The 12259-nt window shown below is 39.9% G+C and carries 12 protein-coding genes; all 12 read left to right on the forward strand.

Translation table 11 applies throughout. The features are described 5' to 3' along the window. Nucleotides 1-124 precede the first annotated feature (124 nt). The 12 genes from ptsP (at nucleotide 125) to AACL61_RS04330 (ending at nucleotide 12065) form a co-directional block, all read left to right on the forward strand. The gene (gene ptsP / locus AACL61_RS04275) at nucleotides 125-1852 is read left to right on the forward strand and encodes a phosphoenolpyruvate--protein phosphotransferase (RefSeq protein ID WP_339111021.1); all 1728 of its coding nucleotides are present in this window, start codon (nucleotides 125-127) and stop codon (nucleotides 1850-1852) included. A 101-nt stretch (nucleotides 1853-1953) separates the two neighbouring features. Next, nucleotides 1954-3069, forward strand: coding sequence for a YibE/F family protein (locus AACL61_RS04280; RefSeq protein WP_339111022.1), 1116 nt, complete (start codon nucleotides 1954-1956; stop codon nucleotides 3067-3069). Next, the gene (locus AACL61_RS04285; RefSeq protein ID WP_102816561.1) at nucleotides 3066-3839 is read left to right on the forward strand and encodes a YibE/F family protein; all 774 of its coding nucleotides are present in this window, start codon (nucleotides 3066-3068) and stop codon (nucleotides 3837-3839) included. Before AACL61_RS04280 ends, AACL61_RS04285 begins: the two co-directional genes overlap by 4 nt. Before the next feature lie 159 nt (nucleotides 3840-3998). Next, complete coding sequence (locus AACL61_RS04290) at nucleotides 3999-5270, forward strand: solute carrier family 23 protein (RefSeq protein ID WP_339111023.1); 1272 nt, start codon at nucleotides 3999-4001, stop codon at nucleotides 5268-5270. A gap of 313 nt (nucleotides 5271-5583) precedes the next feature. Then, entirely contained in the window at nucleotides 5584-6291 is a 708-nt protein-coding gene (gene atpB, locus AACL61_RS04295; RefSeq protein WP_003666558.1) for a F0F1 ATP synthase subunit A, read from the forward strand. A 24-nt stretch (nucleotides 6292-6315) separates the two neighbouring features. Continuing rightward, nucleotides 6316-6534 carry a F0F1 ATP synthase subunit C gene (atpE, locus tag AACL61_RS04300; protein WP_003666561.1) on the forward strand — a complete coding sequence of 73 codons (219 nt, stop codon included), beginning with the start codon at nucleotides 6316-6318 and terminating at the stop codon, nucleotides 6532-6534. A 42-nt stretch (nucleotides 6535-6576) separates the two neighbouring features. Continuing rightward, nucleotides 6577-7095: a F0F1 ATP synthase subunit B gene (atpF, locus tag AACL61_RS04305; protein ID WP_339111024.1), complete on the forward strand. Its 519-nt coding sequence runs from the start codon at nucleotides 6577-6579 to the stop codon at nucleotides 7093-7095. Continuing rightward, on the forward strand, nucleotides 7085-7627 hold the full coding sequence (gene atpH / locus AACL61_RS04310) for an ATP synthase F1 subunit delta (protein ID WP_102816563.1): 543 nt from the start codon (nucleotides 7085-7087) through the stop codon (nucleotides 7625-7627). Before atpF ends, atpH begins: the two co-directional genes overlap by 11 nt. Nucleotides 7628-7658: 31 nt before the next feature. After that, nucleotides 7659-9188: a F0F1 ATP synthase subunit alpha gene (gene atpA, locus AACL61_RS04315; RefSeq protein ID WP_102816564.1), complete on the forward strand. Its 1530-nt coding sequence runs from the start codon at nucleotides 7659-7661 to the stop codon at nucleotides 9186-9188. A gap of 35 nt (nucleotides 9189-9223) precedes the next feature. Then, on the forward strand, nucleotides 9224-10168 hold the full coding sequence (locus AACL61_RS04320; RefSeq protein ID WP_102816565.1) for a F0F1 ATP synthase subunit gamma: 945 nt from the start codon (nucleotides 9224-9226) through the stop codon (nucleotides 10166-10168). Nucleotides 10169-10194: 26 nt separating this feature from the next. Further along, nucleotides 10195-11622 (forward strand): F0F1 ATP synthase subunit beta, encoded by a 1428-nt coding sequence (atpD, locus tag AACL61_RS04325; RefSeq protein ID WP_003666573.1) that lies wholly within the window; start codon nucleotides 10195-10197, stop codon nucleotides 11620-11622. A gap of 11 nt (nucleotides 11623-11633) precedes the next feature. After that, nucleotides 11634-12065, forward strand: a complete 432-nt coding sequence (locus tag AACL61_RS04330) for a F0F1 ATP synthase subunit epsilon (protein ID WP_019254221.1) — start codon at nucleotides 11634-11636, stop codon at nucleotides 12063-12065. Nucleotides 12066-12259: the final 194 nt, after the last annotated feature.

The raw sequence follows: 12259 nt of genomic DNA on the forward strand, positions 1-12259 counted from the left end.
AAGGATTAAAAGCATGATCTGTAGAAAACTTTTTAGCTTTCGCAAATCTTGCTTTTATTTTTTATTTGTGTTGAAAAGGCTTTCGCTTATAATAGGTACTATACCAGAAAAGGGGAATTGATTAATGGAGACCCAAATTAATGGAATTGCAGCCAGTGATGGAGTGGGAATTGCACCTGCTTACTTATTGACGAAGCCTAATCTTAGTTTTGAAAAATATCATATTAGTGACCCCGATAGTGAAAAAGCGAGATTACGCCGTGCTTTTGAGAAGATCATTCAGAAACTAAAGGAAACCAAAAAGAAGCTTGTTGATAAACTTAATGCAGAAGATTTGACAATTTTTGATACTCATATTGCAATCCTAAACGATCCGGAAATGATTAAACAAGTTGAAAACCGGATCACAAATCAACGCTTAAATGCAGAATCGGCTTTTGCAGAAGTAATTACTAAGATGATCAAAACTCTTCAGGCGATGACTGGGAATGAATATATGCAAGAGCGGGCATCTGATTTTCAAAATATTCAAGACCAGGTTTTAGCAGAGTTAGAAGAGAAGAAGCTCCCTAATTTGCGCGAATTAGATCACCCTGTCATTGTAGTTGCCCATTCGATTGGTCCGGCCGATACTTCACAGATGGATGGCCGCTTTGTTAAGGGAATTATTACTGATTTGGGTGGGCGGACTAGTCACGCAGCGATTATGGCTCGTTCTTTACAGATTCCAGCAATTGTTGGGTGTAACGACATAACCAAAAAGGTGCAAAATGGCCAACGAGTAATTGTTGACGGCTTTGAAGGCAGTGCAATTGTTGAACCATCAACAAATGATGTTAAACAATATCAAAAAATTGCTGATAAGTTTATGAATGTCCGTCAGCAATGGAAAAAAATGATTAACCAGCCCTCAGTAACCGCCGATGGTCAACGGTACAAGATTTCAGCTAATATTGGTTCTTCAGTGGATATTTCGTCAGCAATAGAAAATGGTGCTGATGGTGTTGGCCTATTTCGAACTGAATTTCTTTATATGAAAAGTGACCACCTCCCAACCGAAGAAGAGCAGTTTAATGCTTATCGCCGAGCTGTTGAACAGTTAAATGGGAAACGGTTAGTGGTTCGGACCTTAGATATCGGTGGCGATAAACCACTTCAATTTATGCCCTTACCCAAAGAAATGAATCCATTCCTTGGGTACCGGGCTATTCGGATTGCTCTTGATCGACCAGAAATGTTTAGGACTCAGCTGCGGGCCTTACTCCGCGCATCCGAGTTTGGGAAGATTAATATTATGTTTCCAATGATTACCACGCTTGAAGAATTACGAGCAGCTAAGAAAATCTATTATGAGGAGCAGCAGAAATTAGCTGTCGATCATCCTGGGATTGGCCGCGATGTCAATCTTGGGATAATGATTGAAGTTCCATTAGCCGCGTTAAATGCTGATCGCTTAGCTGCAGAAGTTGATTTCTTTAGCATTGGAACTAATGATTTAATCCAATATTGTTTTGCGGCTGATCGTGGTAATGATTCAGTTTCGTACCTTTACCAGCCGCTGAATCCAACTTTTTTAAAATTAATTAAGCACATTATCGATGCTGGGCATGCTCATGATACAACTGTGGCGATGTGTGGAGAAATGGCAGGAGATCGTTATGCCTTGCCACTATTAATCGGGATGGGATTGGATGTCTATTCGATGAGTGACAGTTCTATTTTACGGACACGTTCAATGATGAAACAATTAGACAGCAAAAAATGTCAGAAACTCTACCAACAGGCTGTTACAACTTGTGATTCAATGACCGGTGTGAAAAAGTTAGTTCAAGATTGGTTGGTAGCAAACTAAAAAGGATTTAGGAAAAGTAAAGATTTTTCTTAAATCCTTTTTTTGTTGCTTGTTAAGAGTAAAATGGCAATAGTTTTGCTGTACTAAGGGGATGTAAAGTTGTGATTAAGCAATACTGGACAAAGCAAAGAATCTGGTTGTTAATTTTTTTAGTGGTTGTTGGAATTGGTGCTCTCTTATTTACCAGCCATAATGAACAGTTTTATCAACAACCAATTGCTAAAGTAATCAGCGAAAAAACGGTGAATAGGCAAAGGGTAAAAGACCAGTTTGATAATGTTGACCATCAATATAATCAACAACTCCAAGTAAAACTAATGAATGGTAAATATCGTGGGCAAGAATTAACAGTCCAAAATACATATAGCGATTCGCAACCGATGGATCAACGTTATCGGGCAGGGAATGAAGTGTTTTTAACCCAGCTTCGTAAACGAGGCGAAAAACTAACCGCCAATGTTAACGGTTATAAGCGGGACACAGTAATCGTCTTTTTACTTTGGCTTGTTGTCTTGATGCTGCTTCTCCTTATGGGGCGTTCAGGACTGTTTGCATTTTTAAGCGTAGTAATTAATGCTCTTTTGTTTATAATTGCAATTGAGATCGACTTAAAGCAAAATGGTCAGCATATCATGCTGCTTTTTAGTGTTCTTGCCATAATTTTTACGTTTATTAGCTTATTATTAGTTCTTGGTTTTAGTAAAAGGATGCTGGCGACTTTTGCGGCAACAGTTATTGGAACATTTGTTGCCTTGGGAGTAAGTATGCTTGTATTTATGTGGACGCATGAACGGGGGATTTACTATGAATCAATGGAATATGTTACGCAAGTTCCTCGACCGCTTTTCTTAGCTGAAACATTGTTGGGGTCTTTAGGAGCGGTAATGGATGAATCAAGCGATATTATTGCCACCCTTTTTGAGTTAAAGCAGTTAAATCCTGCTATTACCCGCAAACAGTTATTTATCTCTGGACGCAATGTTGGTAAATCAATTATGGGACCGCTAATAAATGTTTTGTTTTTAATTTTTATGGTGGATACCTTTACCGGTAGTCTTTTGTATATCAAAAACGGTAACTCGTGGGGATATACTTATGCAATGAATATGAGCTTAGGGACTATTCAGAGCCTGATCAGTGGGATTGGAATTGTCCTTTCAGTTCCCCTTGTCAGTCTATTTGGGGCATTATTATTAGGGAAGAAGGTGCAAAGATGACGACAATTACGGGCCTTGGCTTAGTATTGCTAATTTTGATGGTCCTTGTGGGAGGAAAACAGGGCTGGACAGCTTTTTTAAGCTTGCTTCTTAATTTTGGCTTTTTATATTTTGCAATTATTTTAGTCGCGTTTCATGTTCCCCCGTTATTTGTAACGGTAACTATTGGGATTACAATTTTGGCAATAACTATTTTCATGGGGGAAGATGATTTGCGGACAACCGTGACGGCATTTTATGCTTCACTCATCGTGCTATGCTTAATTTTAGTGCTGATCTTTATTGTCGAGCACTGGGCAATGGTGCAGGGCTTTGGAACAGAAGATAGTGATGAGTTAGAAGGGATGTCAATTTTAATTGGAATTAGTTATTTCAAAGTTTCTGTTACTACTACTATTTTGAGTTCACTCGGAGCGATTGCAGAAGCGGCGATGGCGATCTCCTCTGGACTTAAGGAAATCCTTGAGAATCATCCTGAAAGAACTAATCGTCAATTAATTCATAGCGGGATGGCAATCGGGCAACAGATTATTGGAACAACATTTAATACGCTTTTCTTTGGCTTCTTTGGAGGATTCTTAGCACTATTTATTTGGTTCTTAGGTCTCCATTATTCCTTTGGTACAATTATGAATAATAAAATTTTTGTGGCAGAAATGATTGAAATTCTGATCTCTTTCATTGGGGTGCTGATCACTGTTCCCATGACCGCTTGGGTGATGACAAAGCGGCGTAAATCAGTTATTGACAATCATCCTAAAACAAAGTAATATACGAATAACTTATAAATAGACCTTTAATCGGAGTCCTGTGAGGCTTCAAAGGTGCGGATAAATTCTCAATGCTCTTTCCATAGATTTGGATTGAGTAGGGAAGAGACGACTTTGGAGCAGGGATTCCAAGGTCGTTTTTTCTTTAGGAGGATTTATATGGCGCACCGTGATAATGTTGTATTAGATGTAGATGAACGACCAGCACCCTGGCAGTGGTTTGGCTTATCTTTGCAACATATGTTTTCTATGTTTGGCTCCACTGTCTTGGTCCCGATTTTGGTAGGATTAAATCCAGGAATTGCTTTATTTAGTTCGGGAGTAGGAACCCTGATGTACTTACTCATTACTAAGCATAAGATTCCGGCTTATATGGGATCTAGTTTCTCATTTGTGGTCCCGATGATGGCCTTAATGAAAACTACTGGTTATCCGGGTATTGCACAGGGGACCATTGCAGTTGGGTGCGTATATTTAATCGTGTCAGTAATTGTAACGTTGGTTGGCTCGCAATGGATTGACCGCATTCTGCCACCAATTGTTGTCGGTCCGATTGTTGTTGTAATCGGATTGTCATTAGCAGGAACTGCCGCTAAAGATGCTACCATCAATTCGGCTACTGGCCATTATGATTTGCGCTTTTTTGCGGTTGCAATGCTTACGATGGCAATAACAGTTATCTTCAATATGTATTTTAAAGGATTCCTCGGTTTAGTTCCGATTTTGATGGGGATTGTTGCCGGCTATATTATTGCGGTCTTGTTTGGCATTGTGGATTTTTCTCCAGTTGCGCATGCCCACTGGTTTAGTTTGCCAGACTTTCAGATTCCGTTTGTTGATTATCATCCTCAATTATACTGGGGTGCGATTTTGAGTATGGCACCGATCGCTTTTGTTACCATGACAGAACACTTAGGTCATATTATGGTTCTGAATGAATTGACTGAGCGAAATTACTTCAAGGAACCAGGATTGAACCATACGCTTGCGGGAGATGGGACGGCTTCGATTATTGCTGGTTTCGTTGGCGGCCCTCCCGTAACTAGTTATGGTGAAAATATTGGGGTAATGGCAATTACGCGTGTCCATTCAGTTTACGTTATTGCTGGAGCAGCTGTATTTGCCATCTTCTTTAGCTTTATTGGTAAATTAAGCGCCTTAATTGAATCTATTCCTTCACCAGTTATCGGTGGGATTTCATTCCTACTATTTGGTGTGATTGCTTCTAGCGGATTGCGCGTAATGATTGAAAACAAAATTGACTTTAATGAAAAAAGAAATTTAATGATTTCATCGGTTATTTTAGTAATTGGGATTGGAAATGCCTATCTTCAATTAGGAAAATATCAATTCTCTGGATTAGCTGTTGCAGCTGTCCTCGGGATAATAATGAATTTAATCCTTCCCCAAAAAGCCAAAAGTGAAATGTAGTTTGGATTTTTAAGTAGAGTGAGAAAAGGCATCCGACCTCTTACTCTGCTTTTTTCGTATGATAACAAAACAAAAAAATTAAGCGGTCGTGGAAAAAAACAGATTGTAAGAAAAAGTTTATCGAAACTATGAAAACGTTTTCTTTCCGCTGTTATCAATTGATTAGTAGGTATATATAAACCTAATGTTTTTTTGAATTTTAACGAAATTAATGATATATTAACATTCGTAACTTGGGGTAGTTCGTTTTATTTGCAACGTTCATCCAATTTACAAGCCAAATTATTGTTATAAGGAAAGAGGTGGAATATGAATGGGCGGTGATGCTTTAACTTTTAAGCTTTTCGGACTCACGTTCAATACTACGAACATTGTTTCTGGACTGATTATCTACGCAATCGTGTTCTTCACTCTTTACGGGATGTCACGAAAGATCCAAATGAAGCCTACTGGTGCACAAAATGTATTTGAGTGGCTAGTTGACTTTACTAATGGAATTGTGCGAAGTCAGATGCCAGCATCCGAACAAGGGCACTATAGTTTCTTTGCCTTTGTTTTGTTTGTTTTCATTTTCTTTGCAAACCAATTCGGTTTAATTTTCCAATTCCATTGGAACGGAGCTGAAGTGCTTAGAAGTCCAACGGCAGATCCAGTTGTTACGTTAACACTTTCTTTAATGGTAATGGTATTAGCATTCGCTGCTGGAGTAGCACATAATGGCCTTGGTGGATACTTGAAAGGATACACTAAACCATTTACTTTAATGCTTCCTGTTAACATTATCGAAGACTTTGCTAACTTCTTAACTCTTGGTCTCCGTATTTTTGGTAACATTTTTGCCGGTGAACTTTTAATGAGTTTGATTGCTAATATGGCATTCTCACATGGAATCCTAACTATTATTCCAGGACTATTTTTGGAACTAGCATGGCAAGGGTTCTCCGTATTTATCGGTTCGATTCAGGCATATGTCTTTGTAACATTAACGACGGTTTATATTTCTCGGAAGATTTCCGAATAATAATCCCTAAGGAGGAATTTTAAAATGGCATTAGGAGCAATTGCTGCAGGACTCGCGGCTATGGGTGCCGCTATCGGTGGTGGTATCGGTGACGGTATCTTAATCGGACACACAGTTGACAGTATCGCACGTCAACCAGAATTACAAAGTAGATTACAAGCAACGATGTTTATTGGTGTTGGTTTGATTGAAGCCATGCCTATTATTGCCATCGTTATTGGCTTCCTTGTTATGAACAAGTAATTATTTTAAGTTTTTTATTTTAAGATAAGGAGGTGTCAATAGATGTTTGTAAACAGTGTGTTAGCTGAATCAAACAGTTTATACATTGGTGACTTGGTATTCTACATCGTTACTTTTATCATCTTGATGCTATTAGTTAAGCATTTTGCTTGGAAACCAGTAACAGATATGATGAAGAAACGTGCAGATAAGATTGCTAATGACATTGATAATGCTGCTCGTTCACGTGAAAGTGCTGAAAAGATGGCTGCAAAGCGACAAGCTGAGTTACAAAGCTCACGGCAAGAAGCTGCTGAGATTGTAAGTAATGCTAAAAAGTCTGGGGAAACTCAGCGAGCACAGATTGTTGAAACAGCGCAAAAAGATGCCCAAGCTCTCAAGCAACAGGCACAAAAAGATGCTGAGCAAGCACGTCGCGATGCATTAAACAGTGCTAAGGATGACGTTGCAAACTTATCTATTGAGATTGCTTCCAAACTCATCCAAAAAGAATTAAAGGCAAACGATCAAAAAGAATTGATCGATTCCTATATCGAAGGGTTGGTAGAACATGAGTCTTGATAAGAAGACAGTTGCTGATCGCTATGCGAAAGCACTGTTTGAATTGGTCGATGCTGATAACGAACTCGATCAAACTTATCAAGAATTGATTGCTTTACGCCAAGTCTTTGAGGACAACGAGGGATTGGACGCCGCACTTGCGGGAGTTCAACTGTCACTTGATGAAAAGAAATCATTGATTAAAGCTTTACAGCAAGGTGCTTCAAAGTACGTTGCTAACTTAATTCAAATGGTTTTCGATTACGGCCGTATTGACTGCATGGTCGCAATTATTGATGAGTTTGAACGGCGGTATGACCGTAAAATGAAGCGGATGCATGCTGACGTTACCACAGCGATCCAACTCGATAAACAACAAGAGGATCAACTAAAGGCTAATCTTGCAAAACGTTTTGGTGCTAATGAAGTTACCTTAACAGAACATGTTGATCCAGAAATTTTAGGTGGGGTTATTGTCCATGTTGATAATAAGACATTAGACGGTAGTCTCAGCTCAAAGATTAAGCAAATTCGTCGTTTACTAGTTAGATAAATATATCTTTTTTCAAAGAGGTGAGACCTTTATGAGCATTAAAACTGAGGAAATCAGTTCACTCATCAAAAAACAACTCGCCAACTACCAAGACAAAGTATCTGTCGAAGAAACCGGTACTGTTACCTATGTTGGTGATGGGGTTGCTCGTGCCGATGGCTTAGATAATGCTATGGCTGGTGAGTTGCTCGAATTTAGTAACGGGGTCTACGGAATGGCTCAAAACCTCGAAAGTAATGATGTAGGTATTGTTATTTTAGGGGATTACACAGGCATTCGTGAAGGAGACACCGTTAAGCGGACGGGTCGAATCATGGAAGTACCCGTTGGCGATGCATTATTAGGACGGGTTGTTGACTCATTAGGTCGTCCAATTGACGGTCTTGGTGAGATTAAGACAGATAAAACTCGTCCAATTGAACGTAAAGCTCCAGGTGTTATGGAGCGTAAGAGTGTTAGTGTGCCACTTCAAACTGGTATTAAGGTTATTGATGCCTTAGTTCCAATTGGACGTGGTCAGCGTGAATTGATTATCGGTGACCGTAAGACAGGTAAAACTGCCATTGCGTTAGACACCATTATTAACCAAAAGAACCAAGACGTAATTTGTATTTACGTTGCTATTGGTCAAAAAGAATCAACTGTTCGGGCTAGTGTTGAAACCCTTCGTAAGTATGGAGCATTAGATTACACAATTGTTGTTTCAGCTAGTGCTTCAAATCCTGCTCCAATGTTATACATTGCGCCATATGCAGGGGCTGCGATGGGTGAAGAATTTATGTTCAACGGTAAAGATGTTCTTATTGTTTATGATGATTTATCAAAACAAGCGGATGCATACCGTGAACTTTCATTAATTCTTCGTCGTCCTCCTGGTCGTGAAGCTTACCCTGGTGATATTTTCTATACTCACTCACGGTTGCTAGAACGTGCTGCTCGTTTGTCTGATGACCTCGGTGGTGGTTCAATGACCGCTTTACCAATCATTCAGACGCAAGCTGGTGATGTTTCTGCATATATTCCTACTAACGTTATTTCTATTACTGATGGTCAGATCTTCTTAGATTCAGATGAATTCTATGCAGGTCAACGTCCAGCTATCGATGCTGGTACTTCAGTTTCTCGTGTTGGTGGTGACGCTCAGATCAAAGCAATGAAGAAAGTTGCTGGTACTTTGCGTTTGGATATTGCTTCATACAACGAATTAGCATCCTTTGCTCAATTCGGTTCCGACCTTGATGCAGCTACGCAAGCTAAGTTGGCTCGTGGTCAACGGACTATGGAAGTCTTAAAGCAGGGATTACATGATCCGCTACCAGTAGAAGAACAAGTTGTAATATTATTTGCTCTTTCACGTGGCTTCATCGATAAAGTCGAAATTGAAGATGTTCAACGTTATGAAAGTGAATTGGCTGCTTACATGCATGCTAACCACCAAGACCTCTACGACACCATCAAGAAGACTGGTAAGCTACCAGAAGGCGATGACTTGCAAAATGCTGTTGCTAAGTTCTCTGAAACATTTCAAGGGACAAAAAAGCAAGCCGCTGAAGAAAAATAGTTAATGATGATTAGTCGAAAGGACGGTGAGATTTAGTGCCAGCTTCACTCGCTGCAGTTAAACATAAGATTGATTCCACTAAGAGTACGCGTCAGATTACTTCGGCGATGCAAATGGTTTCAACCGCAAAACTGAATCAAATTCAACACCACACTCAGACCTACGAAGTATATGCTGAGAAGGTTAAGCAAATGTTGTCTGATCTGGTTAAATCTCACAGCGCAACATCTGCAGCTTCGCAAGATGATGTTTACGCTGCACTGTTTAAAAAGCGCGCAGTTAAAAAGACTGGGGTGCTTGTGATTACGTCTGACCGAGGTTTGGTTGGTAGTTACAATAGTAATATTATCAAGCAAACGTTAGATATGATGGCTAAGCACAATCTTGATAAAGACAACACAGTATTTCTGACGGTCGGTAAAACAGGGACAGAATTCTTTAAGAAGAGGGGAATGAATGTCGTTTACGAATATTCAGGCGTTAGCGATGTTCCTACCTATCGTGAAGTTCACAGTATTGTGAAGACCGCTGTTCAAATGTACAGTGATCAAGTATTTGATGAAATGTATATGGTTTACAGTCATTACGTTAACCGGATTACATCAAATGTTATTGTTCACGATGTACTCCCAATTACTGAAAAGTCATTACTCAATGACGAAAATGAAGTACAAGAAAATACAGAATTAAATAATTCTGATGTAAGTACTGCGCATGTTTCAGCCGAGTATGAATTTGAACCGTCAGATACAGAAATCATTTCTGCATTGGTTGCCCAATATGCAGAAAGTTTGATTTATGGAGCGATTCTTGATGCCAAGACATCAGAACACTCTTCAAGTGCGAATGCAATGCGTTCAGCTACAGATAATGCTGATGACATTATCTCTACTCTCGAATTGCAATATAACCGAGCACGGCAAGCAGCAATTACCACTGAAATTACAGAAATTACTGGTGGTATGACTGCTCAAGAATAATTTTTTCTAACGTAGGAGGAAACAACATGAGTTCTGGTAAAGTTTTACAAGTTATCGGACCAGTTGTTGATGTTGAATTTCCCTTAGACGAAAAACTTCCTGAAATTAATGACGCTTTGAAGATTAAGGAAAGCGATGGTAAGACTTTAACAACTGAAGTTGCCTTGGAATTAGGTGATGGTGTTGTTCGAACAATTGCCATGGACGGTACTGATGGTCTTCAACGTGGTATGGAAGTTGAAAACACTGGCGCATCAATTAGTGTACCAGTTGGTGATGATACTCTGGGACGAGTATTTAACGTCTTAGGGGAACCTGTTGACAACGGACCGAAATTTGGTCCTGATGCAAAGCGGATGCCTATTCACCGCGATGCACCAAAGTATGATGACTTAAACAATGCTACCGAAATTTTGGAAACTGGGATCAAGGTTATTGATTTACTAGCTCCATATGTTCGTGGTGGTAAGATTGGTCTATTCGGTGGTGCCGGTGTTGGTAAAACCGTTTTGATTCAGGAATTGATTCATAACATTGCTCAAGGTCATAATGGTATTTCTGTCTTCACAGGGGTTGGTGAACGTACCCGTGAAGGTAATGACATGTACTATGAAATGAAGGCCTCTGGAGTTCTTGAAAAGACGGCCATGGTTTATGGTCAGATGAACGAACCACCTGGTGCCCGTATGCGGGTTGCCTTAACTGGTTTAACAATTGCGGAATACTTCCGTGATGTAAAGGGACAAGATGTTTTGCTCTTTATCGATAACATCTTCCGGTTTACACAAGCTGGTTCAGAAGTTTCTGCCCTCTTGGGTCGGATTCCTTCTGCCGTTGGTTACCAGCCAACATTAGCTACTGAAATGGGTCAGTTACAGGAACGGATTACTTCAACTAAGAAGGGATCTATTACGTCTATTCAAGCCGTTTATGTTCCAGCTGATGACTATACCGACCCTGCACCAGCTACGACATTTGCCCACTTGGATGCAACTACTAACTTGGAACGTCGATTAACCCAAATCGGTATTTATCCAGCCGTTGACCCATTAGCTTCAACTTCTACTGCTCTTACTCCAGAAATTGTTGGTAAAGAACACTATGAAGTTGCTACACAGGTTCAACACGTTCTTCAACGATACCATGAACTTCAAGATATCATCTCTATTTTAGGTATGGATGAATTATCTGACGAAGAAAAGACAATCGTTGCTCGTGCACGGCGGATTCAAAACTTCCTTTCCCAAAGCTTTAGTGTTGCTTCCCAATTTACAGGTTTACCTGGTAAATATGTTCCATTAAAGGAAACAATTAAAGGCTTTAAGGAAATTCTTGCTGGTAAGTATGATGATCTTCCAGAAGAAGCTTTCCGGTTAGTTGGACCAATTGAAGACGTTGTTGAAAAGGCAAAGAAAATGAAGGCTGAGACTGACGAAGATAGCTCAGAAGACTAGGAGGGATAATTATGGCTGAAAATACTTTTAAGGTCACTATTATTACTCCAGATGGCACCGTCTATGATAATGATAAGGTTACTATGCTCGTTATGAACACTGCTGGTGGACAAATGGGAATCATGGCTAACCACGTACCATTAATTGCTGCACTTGAAATCAGTACAGTTCGAATTAAACATTCTGAAGGCACTGATGAAGTTGCAGCGGTTAACGGTGGGATTATTCAATTTGATGGTCAAAATGCTACAATCGCAGCTGATAGTGCTGAAATGCCTGAAGCAATTGACGTTGAGCGGGCACAGAGAGCTAAAAAGCGTTCTGAGTCTGCAATCGAAGAAGCAAAGAAGAAGCATAACCAGAGCGATTTATCACGTGCAGAAGTTCACCTCAAGCGTGCAATTAATCGATTGAATGCTGCTTCTAAGCAACGCAATATCTAAGGTATAATATCAAAAAGAGGTTGGAGAAAATAATCCAACCTCTTTATTATGTGCGCCCGGCATGGGTATTAGCTAGGCGGTGAGAGTCCGCTATGGGCCGTAGTAGTCGGAACCATGAGCTGAGGACAAGGGTGTCCACTGTGAGGTGGAATCTGAAGGAAGTCTAAGGCAAAGTACTGCACCGATGAACAAGA

Origin of the sequence: Limosilactobacillus reuteri subsp. porcinus, from assembly GCF_036621895.1 — a bacterium.
GTDB classification, from domain to species: domain Bacteria; phylum Bacillota; class Bacilli; order Lactobacillales; family Lactobacillaceae; genus Limosilactobacillus; species Limosilactobacillus reuteri_J.